Origin of the sequence: Anaerobiospirillum sp. NML120511 (genome assembly GCF_023050955.1) — a bacterium.
Classification (GTDB): domain Bacteria; phylum Pseudomonadota; class Gammaproteobacteria; order Enterobacterales; family Succinivibrionaceae; genus Anaerobiospirillum.
This window is the reverse complement of the sequence record NZ_JALKIK010000029.1, coordinates 1-19,819: the sequence shown is the minus strand read 5'-3', so window position 1 is coordinate 19,819 and position 19,819 is coordinate 1. Positions and strand designations below refer to the sequence as shown.

The 19,819-nt window shown below is 54.0% G+C and carries 11 protein-coding genes; 10 read left to right on the top strand and 1 reads right to left on the bottom strand.

Translation table 11 applies throughout. The annotated features are described in order from the left end of the window. Positions 1-674 precede the first annotated feature (674 nt). The 7 genes from MXE39_RS08710 (at position 675) to nagA (ending at position 13,977) form a co-directional block, all read left to right on the top strand. Entirely contained in the window at positions 675-1,184 is a 510-nt protein-coding gene (locus MXE39_RS08710; RefSeq protein ID WP_246978233.1) for an RNA pyrophosphohydrolase, read from the top strand. 372 nt (positions 1,185-1,556) lie between these two features. Next, complete coding sequence (gene ptsP / locus MXE39_RS08705; RefSeq protein ID WP_246978234.1) at positions 1,557-3,857, top strand: phosphoenolpyruvate--protein phosphotransferase; 2,301 nt, start codon at positions 1,557-1,559, stop codon at positions 3,855-3,857. 333 nt (positions 3,858-4,190) lie between these two features. Further along, entirely contained in the window at positions 4,191-4,985 is a 795-nt protein-coding gene (gene thyA, locus MXE39_RS08700) for a thymidylate synthase (RefSeq protein WP_246978235.1), read from the top strand. A gap of 2,013 nt (positions 4,986-6,998) precedes the next feature. Continuing rightward, positions 6,999-9,032 carry a glutamine--fructose-6-phosphate transaminase (isomerizing) gene (glmS, locus tag MXE39_RS08695; RefSeq protein WP_246978236.1) on the top strand — a complete coding sequence of 678 codons (2,034 nt, stop codon included), beginning with the start codon at positions 6,999-7,001 and terminating at the stop codon, positions 9,030-9,032. Between the two features lie 1,396 nt (positions 9,033-10,428). Beyond that, positions 10,429-10,698, top strand: a complete 270-nt coding sequence (locus MXE39_RS08690) for a succinate dehydrogenase assembly factor 2 (RefSeq protein ID WP_246978237.1) — start codon at positions 10,429-10,431, stop codon at positions 10,696-10,698. 529 nt (positions 10,699-11,227) lie between these two features. Beyond that, a complete protein-coding gene (locus MXE39_RS08685) occupies positions 11,228-12,631 on the top strand; it encodes a DEAD/DEAH box helicase (protein ID WP_246978238.1) in 1,404 nt (467 codons plus the stop codon). A 158-nt stretch (positions 12,632-12,789) separates the two neighbouring features. Beyond that, positions 12,790-13,977 (top strand): N-acetylglucosamine-6-phosphate deacetylase, encoded by a 1,188-nt coding sequence (nagA, locus tag MXE39_RS08680; protein WP_246978239.1) that lies wholly within the window; start codon positions 12,790-12,792, stop codon positions 13,975-13,977. A gap of 671 nt (positions 13,978-14,648) precedes the next feature. Here nagA and MXE39_RS08675 read toward each other — a convergent pair. Continuing rightward, complete coding sequence (locus tag MXE39_RS08675; protein ID WP_247073992.1) at positions 14,649-15,140, bottom strand: hypothetical protein; 492 nt, start codon at positions 15,138-15,140, stop codon at positions 14,649-14,651. A gap of 430 nt (positions 15,141-15,570) precedes the next feature. Here MXE39_RS08675 and MXE39_RS08670 point away from each other — a divergent pair, with 430 nt between their 5' ends. From MXE39_RS08670 to MXE39_RS08660, 3 genes are all read left to right on the top strand, one after another. After that, on the top strand, positions 15,571-16,443 hold the full coding sequence (locus tag MXE39_RS08670) for a hypothetical protein (RefSeq protein WP_247073990.1): 873 nt from the start codon (positions 15,571-15,573) through the stop codon (positions 16,441-16,443). Between the two features lie 599 nt (positions 16,444-17,042). Continuing rightward, positions 17,043-17,951, top strand: coding sequence for a flagellin (locus MXE39_RS08665; protein WP_246978242.1), 909 nt, complete (start codon positions 17,043-17,045; stop codon positions 17,949-17,951). Positions 17,952-18,277: 326 nt separating this feature from the next. Then, positions 18,278-19,195: a flagellin gene (locus MXE39_RS08660; protein WP_246978243.1), complete on the top strand. Its 918-nt coding sequence runs from the start codon at positions 18,278-18,280 to the stop codon at positions 19,193-19,195. The last annotated feature ends 624 nt before the right edge of the window (positions 19,196-19,819 follow it).

The window sequence follows — 19,819 nt, the reverse complement described above, 5'->3', positions numbered from 1 at the left end:
GGGCAGTGCCGCAGCCAACTCATTGGGTATGCTTATGCAGCTGGGGCTGAATCAGGCTCACGCAGCCATGGTGCAGCATGTTCATGGATGTGGGGGCTTGCACCTGCTTTTGCAGAGAGGGAGTGCCGTGGCGGTGTGCGGCGTGCTGCTGAATCAGCCGCATGGGCGGAAGCAGTATGCGCTGCGAAGCGTTGCGCAGCTGGGCGCAGGCATGGAGTGGTGGTTTGCGCTTTTTGCGGCCGTGGCCTGGTGATTATGCCGGGAGCGGGTGGCTGTGCGGGAGTGACGGGACTGGGAAAGGGGCGGAAATGGCGGCGGGGCGGGCGCTGATGAAAAATATGATCCTGATTCATTTTGAATTTTTAGATCTGGCCCTTAGTACTTGAACACGGGTATATGTGATAATGCAAAATGTTGCAGGAAAGATGGACAAAGCACGTGTGCACATGCTGCCAGACCTGACAGGTACTCAAAGATACCGTGCCTGTGTGCTTTTTCTGAACTTTTCCCCTGATGTGCTGTCATATCTCAGGCAGGTACAGCTCTGTGGGGCTTGATGACTGAGATGGCGCAGTCTTTTCTTTGCTGGGATGGTCCTGCCACACAGGTATTATTCTGTTCTGAGGAGACCGGGCGGTCTGGCCTGCGGGTTGTTAGATCACTTTGAGGTATGCATGCTTGACGAAAATGGCTACAGACCAAATGTTGGAATGGTGATCTTTAATTCCCGGAGCCAGGTGCTGTGGGCACGCAGAGCCCGTCAGAATACCTGGCAGTTTCCTCAGGGCGGCATCAAGGATGGAGAAAGCGAAGAAGAGGCCATGTATCGTGAACTGTACGAGGAAATTGGCCTGAAAGCAGATGATGTCTACATTGTTCAGACCTCACGCAACTTCTATCGTTACCGTGTCCCGCAAAAGCACAGAAATTACCCTCGTGGAATCGAGGGTTATCAGGGACAGAAACAGCGCTGGTTTCTCCTTGCTCTGGCCGATGAGGCTAATTTCGAGGCCGCCGTACAGTTTAACAGCAGCCGGCATCCTGAATTTGACCGCTGTCAGTGGGTGTCCTACTGGTATCCGCTCAGACATGTGATCTCATTTAAAAGGGATGTATACCGCAAAATCCTGGTTGAATTTGCTCCGTCTGCACTTAGACTGGAGCTCAAAGCCAGACGCGACTGACATTCAAAAGGTAATTATGTACCGGGCCCGGCTTCACACAGCATGGCCCTGCACGCCCCTCAAAGCCCCTTATTCCTGGCACGGGCAGCTGCAACTGCCCGGCTGGCTGCAGGTCCTGTCTGCCCAGCTGCCCTGGCAGGACAGCCGGCCATGGCGCATGGCGCCAGGCCGGGCAGTGCAGCACGGTGCAGCCGTGCGCTGCTGCAGGCTGGCAGGGCGAGCGCCCTGCGGGGCTGTGGCACAGAATTTGGGGGATACCCTGATTGCCCCCGGGCCGCAGTCATCCGGCCTTTAACAATTTAAGTATGTTTAGAACAAACAGGTCCTGACAGGACCGTATCCGGCAGTGGCGGTAATATTTGGAGAGTTTTCATGGACGGAAGAATTTTCTTACAGGCTTTACGTCAGATTACCCAGGAGGTCTCAAGTGAGCATGACTTGAAGAAAGCCATGAATCTGCTCGTTCAGCATATCCGTCAGACTACTGAGGCAGACTGCTGCTCTCTTTATCTGCTGGATGAATTTCGTAAAAGATACCGCCTCATGGCTACTGACGGTCTGTCCCAGCAGGCCGTAGGCAAGGCAACACTGCGCCAGGACGAAGGTCTGGTAGGCGTAGTGGGCACTACCAGTGAAATTCTCAACCTGGCCGACGCCTCCGCTCACCCTAATTTCAAATATCTGCCTGACGTAGGTGAGGACGAATACCTGTCCTTCCTGGGCGTGCCTGTACTCAATCAGGGCAACCGCCTCGGCGTTCTGGTAGTGCAGAGCAAGACCCGCCAGATCTTTGGTGAGCAGGAAGAGTCCTTCATGGTCACCCTGGCCGCCCAGATTGGCTCCATCATTGCCCGCTCCAAGCAGGAAAACAGTGTTGAAGACGACGTGCTCCAGCGTCTTAAGGGCATGAGCTCCACAGGTGAAGTGGCCATTGCTCCTGCTCTGGTATGGCAGCCTGATGTCTCCCTTGATGAGGTCAAGATTCAGCAGTGTGATGACCCTATGATGCAGGTTGAGCTCTTCAACCAGGTCATGTTCCAGCTGCAGATTGAAATGGACCGTGCCGCCCTGAAGATGCAGGAGGGCGACAAGCGCTCTGCTGCCTCAGGCTATGTGTCCAGCTATGGCCGTCTGCTTGATGATTCCGCTTTCCAGGACGAAGTAGTCTCCTCAATTGAGGAGGGCCAGTATATGGCCACCTCAGCGGTCAAATTCGTCATTGAGCGCCGTCTGAAAGATGCCCAGATCTCAGGTCAGGAAGACAAATTTGTCGAAATCCAGGATTTTGGTCAGGTACTGATTTCCCGACTGGTGCATGCCTGCAACCGTGAGTTTGACATTGCCGAGCCTGTCATTCTGGTCATGGAGAATATCTCAGCCTCCATGGTAGCTGAGCTGCCAAAGGACAAGATTGCAGGCTTCGTGGCTACCTCAAGAGTAGCCAGTGCTCATGCCAGCATTCTGGCCCGTGACTTTGGCATTCCATCGGTACTGGGTGTCAACATCAATATCAACGATATTGACGGTCACACCATCATTGTCGACGGCCGCAACTGTGAGGTCATTCTTGACCCTCCTGAGTCAGTAGTGGACGAGTTCCGTCAGCTGGTAACCCAGAGCCGTGAACAGCACGATCTCTTCGATCGTGAGATGAACAATACAGTTAATTGCCTTGATGGCCGCCATATCACTATTGGCCTCAATGCCGGTCTCAACCAGAAGAACTCAGATGTATCCCAGTGCAGCGACAATATCGGTCTGTTCCGTACCGAAATTGCCTTCATGCTCTGCCAGACTTTCCCAAGTGAACAGCAGCAGTATGAGTGGTACTCACGCATGCTTGAGGAGTTCTCTCCAAAGCCGGTATGCATGCGTACCCTGGATATTGGCTCTGACAAGGGTCTTTCCTATCTGCCTAACAAGGAAAACAATCCGGCTCTGGGCTGGCGCGGTGTCCGTGTCACCATGGACATGCCAAACATTATGTACACCCAGCTGCGTGCCATGCTGCGTGCCCATCAGAAGTATGGCAACCTTGAGCTCATGATCCCAATGGTCTCCCGCATTGAGGAAGTACTCTTTGTCAAAAAGGCCATGATTGAGGTAGCCAACGAGATTCGTTCCCGTACTGGCGAAGAGGTCACTCTGCCACGCTTTGGCGTCATGATTGAGGTACCATCCTGTGTCTACCTCATGGACGAGCTGGCCGCCGAGGTCGATTTCTTCTCCATCGGCAGTAACGACCTCATGCAGTACCTGCTGGCCGTAGACCGCTCCAACCCTAAGGTACAGCGTTTCTACAATATCTTCCATCCAGCCGTGGTACGCTGCCTTAAGGATCTGGCCAACAAGGCCAGTCAGCATGGCCGCCACATCACCCTGTGCGGTGAAAGTGCCGGTGAGCCGCTGTCAGCACTGCTGCTCCTGTCTCTTGGCTTTACCTCCCTGAGCATGAACTACTCCTACATCTCCCGTATCAAGTACATACTCAGACGAGTAAGCTACGAGCAGCTCCAGGAGCTGGGCAAAAAGGCACTGACCATGACCTCAGCAGCCGAAATCCGCTCCCTGTACGAGGTCTATGCTATTTCCCAGGGCCTGGGCAAAATCATCTCCCTGTACCAGCAGGAGCACAACAAGCCGGACCCTAACATAATACCGGCCAAGCCTTAGTGCCAGGTAAGCGCCACTGAAGTGGCCGCTCCCAGGTGACCTGGCTGGCTGCACGGCCATGCAGGCCCAGCCGAATGGCCCAGGGCAGCTGGACCTGACATCCGGCAGGCAACAGCTCACTGGGCAGGGGCCATAGCCGCAGCCTATGGCCCCTGCCTTATGGCGTGATATCAGGCCCGCAGCTCTCCCCACAAAGGGAGGGCTGCGGGCCTGAACTGTTTTGGGCGGAGCCTGGCTTGCCGGGCGGACAATTGGGGTACAATAATCCGTCGCTGTTTTAAGCAGTCCTTACGGGCACAATGCCCCTGTACTTTTTTTGGCATGGAGAGCGGTATGCAGGTTTATCTGGACTTAATGAAGAAAATCATGGATGAGGGCACCGAACGCGGTGATCGTACCGGCACAGGTACCGTATCCCTTTTTGGCACTCAGATGCGCTTTGACATCAGCACTCATTTCCCGCTGCTGACCACCAAGAAAGTACATCTGCGCTCCATCATTCATGAGCTGCTGTGGTTTTTAAACGGTGACACCAATATCAAATATCTCAATGAAAACAAGGTAACTATCTGGGACGAGTGGGCCGATGAAAACGGCGAACTGGGCCCGGTTTATGGCAAGCAGTGGCGTCGCTGGGAATGTGCCGACGGCCGCGTTATCGATCAGATCTCCAATGTGGTCGAGCAGATTAAGAACAACCCGAACAGCCGCCGCCTCATAGTAAATGCCTGGAATGTGGCAGATGTGGACAATATGGCCCTGCCTCCATGCCACATGATGTTCCAGTTCTATGTAGCCAATGGTTCCTTAAGCTGCATGCTCTATCAGCGCAGCTGCGACTTCTTCCTGGGCGTACCATTTAATATCGCCTCCTATGCCCTGCTCACCATGATGATGGCCCAGCAGTGTGGTCTTAAGCCAGGTGAATTTGTCTGGACCGGCGGTGATACCCACCTGTATCTCAACCATCTTGAGCAGGCCCGCGAGCAGCTCTCCCGCACCCCGCGTGCCCTGCCACGCATGCTCATCAAGCGCAAGCCTGAGAGCATCTTCGACTACAAATTCGAGGACTTCGAGCTGGTCGACTACGACCCATACCCTGTCATCAAGGCACCAATCGCCGTATAGGCCACGAACTGTCCAGAAGGACCCAGACCCCATCATCATCCACACCGGGCAGGCCATCAGGCCTGCCCGGCCTGTCTGAGCCCGACCCGGGCCATGCTCAGGCGCACCCATTCGAGCATGTCCGCCATCCGGGCCATGCAGCCTGCTGCAAAGGCAGGCCTGTATCTGCACATGCTCTTGAAATGCCAGGGCCAGAACCAGCCTTGACCATGCAGGATGTCCTGAAATGCAGACTGTCCGCGCATAGCAAAGCTGTCAGGCCTGCCCCTCCATCCACTCCCATACCATTCCAGCCACGTCCAGCCAGTCCTTTTTAAGCCAGCTGCCCTCATCAGCCTGGCTGAAGTATGGGAGAGAGTAGGGGCTTTGCCATGCCATGGCAGCGTGTGACCTGCGAAAGCACAGCTATAACCAGCGCGGCTCAGAGACCGACATCCATATGAAGTATGCCCACCATAGCAGCCCTCTTTTAAGCCTGTTCGCATAGAGACACTCTCAGAAAATCCTGACAGTCAGCTCCACTCTGCCCTCTTCCTGGCCCCTAATAGCCAGCCAGCCTGTAATGTGACCGTCTCTCAAAAGCAGTCCTTTGCACGGACATCTCTGTCTGAGCAGGTCACCCCTGTCTGAGCAGGTCCGTCGGGCAATTGTCTCCCAGCCCTGTCCAAATTATAAATCCCCAGTGCTGACATGCTATCTGTCACTGATGGAGCTTTAGCTGAACCTGGGGCATGAACCAGGGCAAGGTCCCAGGCCCGAACCTGCCCTGGCGCTCTCCTTTGACCATCCCTCAAAAAGCTAATCCCTTGCACTTGTGCGGGCACAGAAAATCACAGGGCCTTGCACCAGTGCACATCATTATCACAGGCCCGAAACATACCGCTGTCAGCAGCTTTTTTGCTGATAAAATGACCATCTGCCTGCGCAGGGCGGCACAGCACGTTCTGCCTGGCATTTCAGTGTGAACTGCCCCTGATAAGCGCCATTAATGCCGCTCATCAGGGGCAGCCCCGCAGCTGCCGTGGGCATGGTGCTCACGGCTGCTCATATCCGTAACAAAATAAGGCCAGCCACCTGCCAGCCAGTAAGGCTGACAAGGCTTTTTACCAGGCTGTTTGCCTGGCAGCGCTCAGAGCAGCCGCTCGCATGCTGTTCAGGGTGAGACCCTTTGCATGGGCTGTCAGGCTGACCTGTCAGGCCGGCCACGGGGCCGGCTTTTAGTCTGAAGGCCGGCTGCCCAAGGCCACTCAAGCCCGAGCAAAGGCACAGCCCGGCATGCCCCAAAGGCCAGACCATGCAGGCCATAATGCCTCAAAGCGCAACAGTACTCAGATTCAGGCAAGCAGAGCCGACCCTTAACCAGGAGCCAGCAGCTGCAGCGGCGCCTGCTGTTCAGGCCTGCCTGAACATCTGGTCCCTGAGGACCCATGAGGCAGCTGCCTTCAGGCTATGCTGCCCATGCCCTCGAGCTGATGGCTGGACTGGACTGGGCCGTCATGGCACTGCCTGCCATGGAGCTCTGCTATGACCTGCAGGCTGAGTCCTGTGAGCCGGTACCTGCCTGCACGTCAGGTCAGTGTCAGGCAGTCTGCAGCTTACAGGGCTGGAGACAGACTTGTGCACTCTGGCAGGCCGGCGGTCAGACAGGCAGGCTGCAGGTAAGCCGGACAGCGGTTAAGCTGGGCAGCAGTTAAACTGACCGTCGGAGTTTGAGCCGGCCTGCCCCTGTCACAGTCCAGGCCGGCCGGCCTGCACGGCAGCGTCGGTTTTTGTGCCTGAAGCTGCACCTGAGTGGGCAGGGGCGCCAGCAGGGCAGCAGGCAGGGTGTGCTTCATGCCTGCCAGCACGCCTGCTGCGCAGTGCGCAGCACTCAGTGCTCAGCGCGCAGCACATGGCTGTGCTTTACTTGTCCGGATATTTGCGGGATGTGTTGCAGCCACCCGCCAGCTGCCAGGCGGGCCGACAGGCCTGCCTTGCGGAGGCTGGGTGAGCTGACTTGGAGATGTAAAAAGTATGTGTGGTATTGTCGGTGCAATTGCTCAGCGTCCTGTTGCTGAAATTTTGCTCTATGGTCTTAAGGCTCTTGAGTACCGTGGTTATGATTCCTCAGGTCTGTGCTTTGCCAGAGCTGATGACCCTTTGATTATTAAAAGCACGGGCAAGGTCAGTGCTCTTGAGGCTCTGGTAAAAGAAGCTCATGCCGATGGCCGCTGTGGTATAGCCCATACCCGCTGGGCTACCCATGGCCGTCCTACAGTGGAAAATGCCCATCCTCATCAGGTCGGAGCCATTACTCTGGTCCACAATGGCATTATCGAAAACTATCAGGAGCTTCGTGAGCGCCTGAGCTCCGAGGGCTATGAGTTTAAAAGCTCCACCGACACCGAAGTCCTGGCGGCCCTGATTGACTCCTGCCTTACCCGTATACTTTCAGATGAGCTCACTGGCAGCTGCTGTGGCGGCAGCGCCTGCGGCCAGAAGGCCGCTGCGCAGTCAGATGAGTGGCAGGGCCAGGATGGCAGCTGTGCCGGCGGCTGTGCTGAGCACAGCCCTGGTTACCGTGCCCTGAATATGGCTCTCAGTCAGGTCCATGGTTCATATGCCGTAGCTGTGATTGAAAAGAGCAATCCTGATGAAATCATCATTGCCCGTGAGGGATCACCTCTGGTGGTGGGCCTTGGCATTGGAGAAAACTTCATTGCCTCAGATGTGCTGGCGCTGCTGCCGGTCACCTCCCGTTTTATCTACCTTGAAGAGGGTGACAGGGGTCTTATCCGCCGTGACCACATTGAGCTTTATGACCGTCAGGGCCGTAAGGCAGAGCGTGATATCTGCTCCCTTGAGAGCACTGCCGAAGTCCTGGGCAAGGGCGGCTTCCGTCACTACATGCAAAAGGAAATCTTTGAGCAGCCTGAGGCCCTTAATAACACCATGATGGGCCGCTTGGGCAGCGACAATATCCTGGCCGATGCCTTCACTGGCAGCGCCGCCGCAGCCAGCGGCTCCAACGGCGCAGCCAGTGGCAGCCTGGACGCAGCTGCCGGTGGGGAGCCAGGCGGAGTGGATTTTCTCAGTGTGCTGAGGGATATCAGGCATGTGGAGATTGTGGCCTGTGGTACCTCATTTCATGCCGGTCTGACAGGCAAGTACCTCATTGAGGAATATGCCCGGGTGGCCACCACAGTAAACATTGCCTCGGAATTTCGCTATCACAGCAATATCGTTCCGGACAATGCTCTGTTCGTTACTCTCTCGCAGTCAGGTGAAACGGCTGATACTCTTGCGGCCCTGCGCCTTGCGCGCAGCCGGGGCTACCGCTATACCCTGTGTATCTGCAATGTGGCCAACAGTTCTCTGGTGCGTGAGTCTGACTTTGCTTTCCTGACCCGTGCCGGTGCCGAGATTGGCGTGGCCTCCACCAAGGCATTTACCACCCAGCTGCTGGCCATGAACATGTTAACAGTAGCTCTGGGACGAGCCCGCAATACCATCAGCGCTGAGCAGGCTGCTGACCTTATTGCCCAGATTCAGGCAGCTCCGACATATCTTAATCAGGTGCTGAGTCTTGATAGCCGTATTGAGCAGCTGGCTCATGACTTTGCCGGCAAGCAGCATGCTCTCTTCCTTGGTCGTGGTCTTATGTACCCGGTAGCTCTTGAGGGTGCCCTTAAGCTCAAGGAAATATCCTATATCCACGCCGAGGGCTATGCCGCAGGCGAGCTCAAGCACGGCCCTATAGCCCTGATTGACAGCTCCATGCCGGTAATTGTGGTAGCCCCTGACAATGAGCTGCTGCCCAAGCTGGTCTCCAATATCGAGGAAGTACGTGCCCGTGGCGGGCGGCTGTACATTTTTCCGGGCAGCAATTTCAAGGCAGAGCTCGACCCGGCTCAGTGCACCCTCATTCCTGTCAATGAAGTACCGCACTTCATCAGCCCTGTTATCTTCACCGTTCCGCTGCAGCTGCTGTCCTATCACGTAGCCGTTATCAACGGCACCGACGTTGACCAGCCACGCAACCTGGCCAAGTCCGTAACCGTGGAATAGGTCACCTGTTATCAAGGCCAGACCCGCACGCCCCGGCGCCAACGCGCCAGGGCGTGCCGCCGCCACATCTCCCCGCCCTGCCGACCTGTGTGACCGCAATCCTGCCTGACCTCAGCGCGCCTGAAGCAACAGTCATATCTTAGGCAGGCACAAGAGTTCTGACAGGTCTGAGCAAGGTGGCGCAAGCCTGCCATGCCTGATCCCGGCGCTGCAGACTGTAGGTCCTGAGCCATGTTGCAGCGACAGTCCATATTTCAGCGACAGGCCATATTTGAGCCCGACTGCTCGTGACAGTCCGGCCTGATTCTGGCTGCAGTGGCCACCAAGGTCTAATCCAGGCCGCTGCAGCCGGGCAGCTGCTCTGCAGCTGTCTGGCTGGGCTTGGCACCGGCTGCAGCTGCGGGTCATTATCGGCAGTCAATTTTGACCAGGGGCTCATTTTTTCCGATAATTACGGGATGAGCCCCTGAGCGCCTTGCTGCCCTTATCATGGAGCTCCCCACTAAGGAGTAAATGTATGAGCGGCAGTGGCCGCGCTGCTGGATAACCGCCAGCTGCGCCGTTGTGCCAGGGCCTGGCCATAATGCAGCTTGCCCAGCACTGCACAGCACGACTGCAGACAGTTGCACGCAGCTGCAGTACTCACAGCAGCCAGTCAGCGCCTGTACAGCACCAGTAAAGCGTACGTCAGCCTGAGCAGGAATCAGCACCCGTCTCAAGCTGCAGCCAGCAGCTCTCTGTGATGTCCGCCTGACGGCAAGCCCGGCAGTCAGCCGCCTTACAAACAGCATGTCGGCCTGATATTGTACTGAGCTCTGTGAGCTGCGCTTATTGAGCAGCATCAGGCAGACGGGCGGCTGTGAGCCGCCTGGAGCTGAGCGTGCTGCTGCGCCGCATCGCCTGGTTTTAGCTGTCATGCTTACCGGGCAGGCCCGGCAGTGGCTGTGCTCAAGCCAGGCTGGTTTGAGCTGAAATGCAGCTCAGGCATGCGTGCAATGGCTTACCAGCCTGAGATGACTGCAACCTGGCAAGGCAAGGTCTGGCCAGCCCGGCGCAGCCTGAGTCCGGCAGTGCTCAAGTCAGTCAGGTAGAAAGCTGCGGCGTAATGCCGGACCTGAGCCCAGTAAGCATGCTTGCTGCCGCCATGACAGCGGCTCTGAGCTGATGCTGATAAGTCTTTGCTGGCATCAGAGCCTGACCCTGAGCAAGGTACGGGCACGCGCAGCCGGCCTGTGGCCTGACCGTGAGGATGCCAACGGCAGCAGCAGCTGCAGCTGCAGCATACGGCTGCACTGCCGCGCAGCTGCTCTGGCTGTCAGCCTTTTGGCCGGCACTGTGGTGGCTGGCTGGGCTGGCCTTAGTATGTGGGGGTAACACCAATGAGGATGAGTAAATTATGAGTGAGATTAACTGGGGCAAGATTAAGTGGCAGTCCCGTCGCGGTATGCGCGAGCTTGATTTAATGCTGCTGCCTTTTGTCGAGCACGATCTGCCAGGCATGGCGCCTGAAGTGGTCGATGATTATATGGACCTGCTTGATGCAACCGACCTCCAGCTGTTCCGCTGGCTGCATCAGACTGAGAGCCCTGACAGTGAGCGTCGTCAGAAGATGGTTGAGACCATCATTGCCTGTCACGCTACCCGTGCCGGCCGCGAAGGCGTATAAGCCCTGTCGCACTGGCCGGGCATTACCCGGCCTGTCCTGGTAATGCCCGGCGTGGTCAGCCTGGCCGTACCCGGAGCGATGAGCTCTGATTCTGGCTGCCGGCTTTATGGCAGCACAACCTGGCCATGCCTCGTCAGGGCCGGGCAAAAGCACCTGGCAGCATGCTCTGTACTGTGCCCTGATGTCATAAGCAGCAGGGACGGCCTTGCTGTGCCTGACTGTCAGGCATCCGCTGTCTGAGTGTACCTTCGTGGCATAGCTGGGATGTGCATGCGGGCATTGCTGCATGGCTGCAAGGCAGCCCCGGCAGTGCCGCCTGAGGCTCATTGGCTGTTGATCCTCTCCGGAGCAGGGTACGGGCGGCAGCGTGCGCAGGCGCAACGCGCCAGGCACCAGTCAGGGCCAGGCTGCGTGAGCCGGGCGCATGGCGGTGACGGAGAGCCAGGGCAGCTGAGTCTGCCCCGGTGGGCTGAGTGCAGCCCGGGCAGTGTGAGTACTGCGGGTCTGAAGTTTTTGAAGAGATGATGTAATGTTTGAAGAGTTTACCTTACCTGGTTTTGTCCTTGATGCCATTGAAAAGATGGGCTGGGAAGAGCCTACCCCTGTACAGAGCCTGGTGATTCCGGCTGCTTTGGAGGGAGCTGATATCCTGGGCGGTGCTCCGACAGGTACAGGCAAGAGTGCAGCCTTTTTGCTGCCTGTTATTGCCCGTCTGGCTCAGAGACCACGTAAGGGCGTACAGTGCATTATTCTTGAGCCTACCCGTGAGCTGGCCATTCAGATTATGAACGTAGCCCGCGACCTGCTGGCCTCCCAGGATGAGGCCATTGAGTCAGGTGAGGGGGAAATCACCGAAGCCATTACCGCTGGAACCATCATAGGCGGTGAGGATCGTGCCCGTCAGCGCGATGAGCTGCCTAATATTGTGTGTGCCACCCCGGGCCGTCTCCAGGAATTTCTCAAAAAGGGCTGGTTTGACAGCCGTGATGTCGAAATTCTGGTCATTGACGAAGCCGACCGCATGCTCGACATGGGCTTTCGTGATGACATTGCCGAAATTACCCGTCAGCTTGACCGCCGCTATCAGACCATGCTCTTTTCAGCTACGCTTGAGGGCTTTGGTGTCCGTGATTTTGCCAGCAATGTGCTTAACAACCCTCATGAAGTCAGCGCAGGTGAGTCTGAGCAGAGCAGTGAAAAGCTCCCTGAGCTGTTGCAGTCACGTGCTTACTACGCAGCCAATGATTCCCAGAAGGTCAAAATTCTTTTCCATCTGCTGACCACAGTGCAGGGAAAAAGCATTATTTTTGTCCGCACCCGCGACAATTTAAGCCGCCTTGCTGCACTGTTAAAGCGTCAAGGCATGGCGTTTGCAAGCCTGCAGGGTGAAAGCTCACAACAGGAGAGAAAAGCGGCTTTGCGTCGTTTTAGTGACGGCGAAGTCTCCATCCTTATTGCTACTGACGTGGCCTCACGCGGTCTTGATCTTGAAGATGTAACTCACGTTTACAACTTTGACCTGCCGTCAAAGGGCGAGATCTATGTGCACCGCGCCGGAAGAACGGCACGTGCCGGAGCAAAGGGTGTGGTTATCAGCCTCGTTCAGGCTGACGAATTTGCCACTCTCGAGCGCATTGAGCGCTATACAGGACGTACTGTGGAGCGCAGAGCCATCAAGGGCCTGTGTGCCTCCTTTGAGGAGGTGGGTGTAGTCCATCAAAGTGAGAAGAAGCGCAGCCGTGCTTCACCAAATGGCGGTTTTGACAAAAAGGCCCGCGAGGACAAAAAGCCGCGTAAAAAGGTGCGCCTGCGTGATAAAAAGAACAAGGGCAAGCCAGATTTTGCAGCCAAACGTGAGAAAAAGGCTGCCCGCCTTGCCGGCAGGGTTAATGCCGGAGCTGCACAGGGCTCTGAACCTGACAGGCAGCAGTAAAAGAATTTTAGAGCAGGTCGTAAGCTCAGGTCCTGATTAATATCCGTGCGGTCTCGGCGCCGGGCGGGTTTAACCTGTCAGAATTACTGCCTGGAATCATGCTCATGACTGTAGTCGAGCATGCCTGATTTCCAACTAAGCCGGCATGATGAAAGCATATGATTTTAGGAACTAAGTCAATGGGTGCAACCATTTTGCGTAATGCAAAACTGCACCTGTCCAAGGGTGTACTTGAAGGCGCTGACAGCATTGCAGTTCAGAACCACCGTATTATTCCGGTGGACCCTGTGCTGCTTGAGGACGGTACCTCCGAGGAAATTGATCTTAACGGCATGCACGTAGCCCCGGGCTTTATTGATCTGCTGGTCAATGGCTGTGCCGGTGTCACCTTCTCCTCAGACCTGAGCCTTGACGGCCTTGAGCGTATGCGTCGCTGGCTTACTCTGCGCGGTACCCTGACTTTTGTTCCAACTCTGGTATCAGGCCCACGTGAGAGCATGACCCGTGCTCTGGCTGCCGTACGCAAGTTCATGGACAAGCACCCTGGCGTATGTCCTGGTATTCACCTTGAGGGTCCATTTATCAACCCTGAGCGCAAGGGCTTCCATGGCAGCGGCTATATCCGTGGTATCTCCAATTCCGACCTTGCCTACCTGCGTGACAATATCGACAACATCGCCTACATGACCGTAGCTCCTGAAGTTGTACGCGGCAAGTTCCTCATGGAACTGATGGGCATGGGCATGAAGCTGTCTCTTGGTCACACCAATGCCTCCTTCAACGATACCGTTGATGCTTTCAAGATGGGTGTGAACAACATTACCCACCTGTTCAACGCCATGCGTCCGCTCAACGGCCGTGAGCCAGGCATTATCGGTGCCGTACTCAACGCCCAGACCGTAAGAGCCGGTGTGATTGCCGATGGCCGTCACGTGCACCCTGCCATTGTTCGTATCGTGCACCAGATGCTCAAGGACCGCATGTACATCGTTTCTGACTCTCAGGCCATTGCTGGCTCTCCAGAGGTCATGAACTCCTTTACCGTAGCCGGTACTGAAGTATTCAACGACTCCAAGCGCGGTCTTATCGATGCCAAGGGCTCACTGGTGGGCACCAACATCTGTATGATGGACGGCGTCAAGTTCCTGGTTAAGACCTGTGGTATTCCTCTTGATGAGGCCCTGATGGCCGCCTCCACCATTCCAGCCCGTGTACTGGGCCTTGACTACGAGTCCGGCTGGATTGACCACGGCTATCGTGCTGACCTTATCGTCTTCAACGACGACTTCAAGATCCGCTACGTCATCCAGAACGGCTTCTTAAAGACCACAGCCGAGCTTATCTAAGACAGCCACGCCCCAGGCCCACAGCCCCGGGGCGAGGCACCAGCCAGCCAGCCAGGCCCAGCCGGCTGGCCCTCTCAAGGGCACCTTTATCCTGACACATGCCCCGTCATGACAGGACAAAGGTGCCCTTGGCATTTCATCACCCCAGGCAAAATTTCAACCCCATCACGTGCCCGCGCACAACAGGCAACCGCGCAGGCCCCCCACCGATGGCTTCTGCTGGCAGCAGCCATGCGCAAGGCAAAGCCATGTGCAGGTCAAGCCATGGCTATAGCCAGGCACAGCCCATGGAGCATGCGTGCACCCAGTGCAGGGCTGACCAGTCAGGCATCTCATACACCAGCCTGCTTCATCTCCATCCTTTCACATTCCTTTCTCTCCGCTGCAGCAAACCAGTTCCAGCCCATTACTCTTGTCTTGTGCTGCTCATATCATTGTCTTCGAAAACAATACGCGTCATGGCAGTTAGCCAGTAACAAAACGTAATTTGCGCAAGGTGCGTCCTAAAATGATATATCTTTTGCCGCAATCTGAGTGTAAATCATGATTACGTGAACATCAGCTAAAGACATAAGCGCTGCCATTATGTATATTTAAATAAGAAACAGCTGCAGACAGACCTGCTGAGCCAGAACGGCCTGCAGGTGGCACATGCTGTGCCTCAGTGGTATTTACCGAAGTTTTGTTAATGGAGACAAGGTGAGCAGTATGACTGGCAATAAGAAAAGCACCTCAAAGTCAGAGGAGGTGGCATCAAAGAAAGTGAAGACATCGGCATCAGTCAAAAGCACTGCAGCCAGGGCAAAGAGCTCCACCACCGAGGCATCAGAGTCAGCAAAAAGCACCAGAGCCAGGGCAAAGAGCTCCACCGCCGAGGCATCAGAGTCAGCAAAAAGCACCAGGACCAGGGCAAAGACCCCTGCCGCCGAGGCATCAGAGTCAGCAAAAAGCACCAGGGCCAGGGCAAAGAGCCCTGCCGCCGAGGCATCAGCGTCAGCAAAAAGCACCAGGGCCAGGGCAAAGAACTCTGCCTCCGAGGCATCAGAGTCAGCAAATAGCACCAGGACCATGGCAAAGACCCCTGCCGCCGAGGCATCAGAGTCAGCAAAAAGCACCAGGACCAGGGCAAAGAGCTCCACCACCGAGGCATCAGCATCAGCCAAAAGCACCAGGACCAGAGCAAAGAGCCCTGCCGCCGAGACACAAGAGTCAGCCAAAAGCACTGCCTCAGATGCATCAGAATCAGCCAAAAGCATCTCCACCACCAGGGCATCATTTGCTCAAAGCAGTCAGGAGCATGTTGATTTTGATCGAGAGTCGTGCAAGTTACAGATTATGAAATGTGTTTGCGACATTTATGCTGATAAATGTGTAAACCATGATTTAAAGGAGAGGGCTGAGCGTGAGGCTGTCAGCGAGTATGAACAAACACGTTACAAGGGAGCAGCCAAAGCCAGGAAAGCTCAGAGCATAATCAGGACTATGGTCGAGGACAAACTTTCTGAGTACAACGACTCTTATTATGCTGAAGTTCTCAAGGCAGATACTAAGAATGATCTGTATTATCTGTTACAAAATGCCTCTGATGCCTTTATGGCATTTGCAGACAATGAGACTCTGGTGAACTTTGCGCTTATGGCCAGAATTAATGATATTCAGGCTATGTATGACAGCTTGAGGGAGCTTTTAACTGAGCACAGTGACAGGAAAGACAGCAGCATAATGGTGCTTCAGATGCTCAGTGATATAAGACGCAGGGATTACACCGTAGCAGAGCAGTACTTTAACGAGCATATTGGCAGCTATAAAGATTTTCTCTACAGCGTTGAGGCTGAGCTCGAGCTGGAAAGGGACAGAGTTCCATATGATCTGCCTCCAGGCACAAAAAGTTTTCATAAGCCGATCTTTGAAGATCGGGACAGCACTGTGGTGGACTTTGACTCAATGTCCCCCTCTGAGCTTGCCCTTTGGGCTGCGCAAAAGCTGCTGCCATTTTGCATCTCTTTGATAGTTGATAAGAGCATCAGTATGTCACTGGATGCAGAGCTGGATATGATATTTAATGCCTTGCCAAAGTCAGTCATATCCCAGGACGGTACCAGCGGAATTGAACTTGAGCACTTTAGACAGATATGCCAGGATTTCCTGAACGATCCTAAAGTGTCTTATGTGAAGTCTCAATTGACAAGCCGTGTTTTAGAGTCTGACTCAATGAAGTCATTTCTTGAGTCCGTTGACTCTGCTATGGCTATGAGTCTTGTCTCTGTGGTCCGCCATCGTGACGCATTTGACAATTTCAAAATAAGGGTTACCAGGATTATTAAAAATGGAACGCTCGATTATTTGAATGATCTTGACGGCTTTAACATGGATGAGATGATGGCTCTCAGTTTCATTTTTAATCAGGTTATAGCAAATCCGGTTATGTGTGGGCCAGATGATGGCAAAATCCCGGCAATGCCATAAGGCTGGACATCCGAGGGCAAAGGCACAGGCAAGAGCACAGCTAAGGCCATGAACAGAAGCACTGGCAAGACCAGTAGCAAGGACAGTGCAGATCAGTCTTAAGGCAGTTCCTGGCAGACCCTGAGCAGTGCATAGGGCGGCAAAAAGGCTGCATCGAAGCCTGCAGCCGCCAGAGCAAAGAAAACGCAGCAGTTAACGTAACATCGCCATACTGTGCCCTGCTGTCTGTAAAGCTTATACATAAGCCCGTCAGCAGCCTGCATATGGCGCAATGAAGTCTGCTGAGATGCTTTACAAAATATGATAAATCGCCCTGCACTAAGCCCATAAAAGGCACGTACTGGTGCTTCTCCATGCCCGCAATCCATACCGCATGGTGACCTTTAACGCCCATAATTCAGGGTATGTAAATAAAGTCATTTACATCTATTTTGGGAACATGAACAGCTATAGTACGAAAAATCAGCCTGTTTTGGTATTTATGGCTACCTGTTTAAGGACATAGTTAATAACACGTTAATAAGGCAGCACGTCAGGGCATCTGCTGTGGCCTGACCAGATCTGTAAGAAAAGAATAGAGTAAATTCCGGAGCATCAAAATGGGCATTTACGTAAATACAAACGTTAGCAGCTTAAACGGCCGCAGATATCTCAACAACGTACAGAATCAGCTGACTACTACGTACCAGAGACTCAGTTCTGGCCTGAGAATTAACTCTGCCAAGGACGACGCCGCTGGCCTGCAAATCAGCTCCCGCCTGACCACCCAGGTCAACGGTCTGAACCAGGGTAACCGTAATGCCAGCGATGGTATTGCATTTGCCCAGACTGTTGAAGGTGCCATGGATGAAATTACCGGAATGCTGCAGAAGATACGTACTCTTGCAGTTCAGGCTAACAATGGCACTAATACTTCTGATGACCGAAAGGCTTTGCAGAAAGAGGCTACAGCGCTTGCAGAAGAGATTACTCGTATTGCTAAGCAGACAACCTTTGGTGGTGGCCAGGTGCTCGATGGAGCTTATGGCCTGCTTACAAAAGGCGGCGGTGGTCAGAAGAACTCTGTTGGTGCTTTGACCTTACAGGTAGGCGCCAATAAGGGTGACATAATCTCATTCGAGATTAATGCCATGAAGTTCTCTCAGATTGCACTAAATGGTGGTATTGCTGATGGTGACTTAAAGAAGTTCTGGTCAGGCACTAAAGGAATTGTATTTACCAAGTCTGAAAATATCAGTGATGCAATTTCTGCTCTTGATAAAATGATTGGTCAGGTCGATTCTACCCGTGCAGGCCTAGGTGCAATCCAGAACCGTCTAGAGAGTTCGATCCGCAACCAGGCAAACGTTTCCGCTAACCAGGCTGACGCCCGTAGCCGCATTCGTGATGCAGACTTCGCCGAAGAGTCTGCCAATCTGTCCCAGCAGTCAATCATCCAGCAGGCTGCCACCTCCATGCTCATGCAGGCTAACACCCGTCCACAGCTGGGCCTGTCCCTGTTAGGCTAATACAGCACGTCCAAACAAGGCTGCAGCATCCCTAAGTCCATGCAGCCTCTCCGGAGCCCCTGATCTACAAAGGTCAGGGGCTTTGGTATTTATGGGCTTTGAAGGGCATGGATGAATCTTCTAGGATGTAAGTAGAGGGTGTAAATAAATTTTTATATCTATTTAGTTTGTCCAGTAGTGCTGTTTACGATAAATCAGGGAGTATCGCATCAGTGTGTGTCTATTTAAGCTGAAATGAAAGGGCGCGTTAGTACTATTGCATGTGAGGGCAACTGCTGTGGCCCAATCAAAACTGAAACTAATAGTGAAAATACCGGAGCATCAAAATGGGCGTTTACGTAAATACAAACGTTAGCAGCTTAAATGGCCGCAGATACCTCAACAATGTCCAGAATCAGCTGACTACCACTTACCAGAGACTCAGTTCAGGCCTGAGAATTAACTCTGCCAAGGACGACGCCGCTGGCTTACAAATCAGCTCCCGCCTGACCACCCAGGTCAACGGTCTGAACCAGGGTAACCGCAATGCCGCTGATGGTATCGCACTGGCCCAGACCATTGAAGGCGCCATGGACGAAACCACCAGCATGCTCCAGAAGATCCGTACTCTGGCTGTCCAGGCTGCCAATGGCACCAACACAGGTGAGGACAAGGCCGCCCTCTCCAAGGAAGCCACTGCTCTGGTACAGGAAATCGATCGTATCGCAGCTCAGACCCGCTTCGGTGGCGCTCTTATTCTCGATGGTGGTAAGGACACCGGCCTGTTACAGGGTGGCAAGGAATCCGCCGGTCAGTTAACTCTGCAGGTAGGCGCCAATAAGGGCGACACCATTACCTTCGACGTAGGTAACGCCCACTTCACCAGGATTGCAAATGCCACTGGCAAGTTTGGCGGCGGTGGTAACAACAAGATTGACATAGCCAAATTCTATGACAATAAGGCTATCGTCTTTTCTAAAGCTGATGCTGCTCAGAACGCCATTCAGGCCATGGACTACCTCATTGCTCAGGTAGATGCCGAGCGTGCTGGCCTAGGTGCGATCCAGAACCGTCTTGAGAGTTCGATCCGCAACCAGGCAAACGTTTCCGCCAACCAGGCTGACGCCCGTAGCCGCATTCGTGATGCAGACTTCGCCGAAGAGTCTGCCAACCTGAGCCAGCAGTCCATCATTCAGCAGGCTGCCACCTCCATGCTCATGCAGGCTAACACCCGTCCACAGCTGGGTCTGTCCCTGTTAGGCTAATACAGCACGTCCATACAAGGCTGCAGCATCCCTAAGTCCATGCAGCCTCTCCGGAGCCCCTGATCTACTAAGGTCAGGGGCTTTGGCGTTTTTTGAGCATGAAAAAGCACCATCCGGCAGTTAACGCTTTACAAAACTCCAAAGCATAAGGTTTCGTTATGTAAAGCAATTACCAATGAGCCGGGAGGCAAATCATGAGGCATGAGGACTATTAAGATAAATGTGGAAAGGCCTGACTGTGGGCGTTAAGCTTCAGTTGCCATGCGGAGGTCATGACGGTTAAACGCCAGAATTGATATCTATTTTGTGTGTGCGCCGTTTATGAAAATCGGCTTATTTTTCATTGATTCAGCTCTATTCAAGGCTTAAACATACATGGCGTTAATATAATTGCATGTGAGGGCAACTGCTGTGGCCCCAATCAAAACTGAAACTAATAGTGAAAATACCGGAGCATCAAAATGGGCGTTTACGTAAATACAAACGTTAGCAGCTTAAATAAAACTTTCCCACAATTATGTACTAAATAAATAGATATCCGTCAATGACAAATATTGATGTGCATAAGACTCTTACTAGTTTTGCGATAAATAAGCGGAATAAGACAAAAACAAATTTAAATAA

Excerpts from the sequence above, each read along its gene's own strand:
- MXE39_RS08710 (WP_246978233.1), top strand. The coding sequence starts at position 675 with ATGCTTGACGAAAATGGCTACAGACCAAATGTTGGAATGGTGATCTTT.
- ptsP (WP_246978234.1), top strand. The coding sequence starts at position 1,557 with ATGGACGGAAGAATTTTCTTACAGGCTTTACGTCAGATTACCCAGGAG.
- thyA (WP_246978235.1), top strand. The coding sequence starts at position 4,191 with ATGCAGGTTTATCTGGACTTAATGAAGAAAATCATGGATGAGGGCACC.
- glmS (WP_246978236.1), top strand. The coding sequence starts at position 6,999 with ATGTGTGGTATTGTCGGTGCAATTGCTCAGCGTCCTGTTGCTGAAATT.
- MXE39_RS08690 (WP_246978237.1), top strand. The coding sequence starts at position 10,429 with ATGAGTGAGATTAACTGGGGCAAGATTAAGTGGCAGTCCCGTCGCGGT.
- MXE39_RS08685 (WP_246978238.1), top strand. The coding sequence starts at position 11,228 with ATGTTTGAAGAGTTTACCTTACCTGGTTTTGTCCTTGATGCCATTGAA.
- nagA (WP_246978239.1), top strand. The coding sequence starts at position 12,790 with ATGATTTTAGGAACTAAGTCAATGGGTGCAACCATTTTGCGTAATGCA.
- MXE39_RS08670 (WP_247073990.1), top strand. The coding sequence starts at position 15,571 with ATGGCATTTGCAGACAATGAGACTCTGGTGAACTTTGCGCTTATGGCC.
- MXE39_RS08665 (WP_246978242.1), top strand. The coding sequence starts at position 17,043 with ATGGGCATTTACGTAAATACAAACGTTAGCAGCTTAAACGGCCGCAGA.
- MXE39_RS08660 (WP_246978243.1), top strand. The coding sequence starts at position 18,278 with ATGGGCGTTTACGTAAATACAAACGTTAGCAGCTTAAATGGCCGCAGA.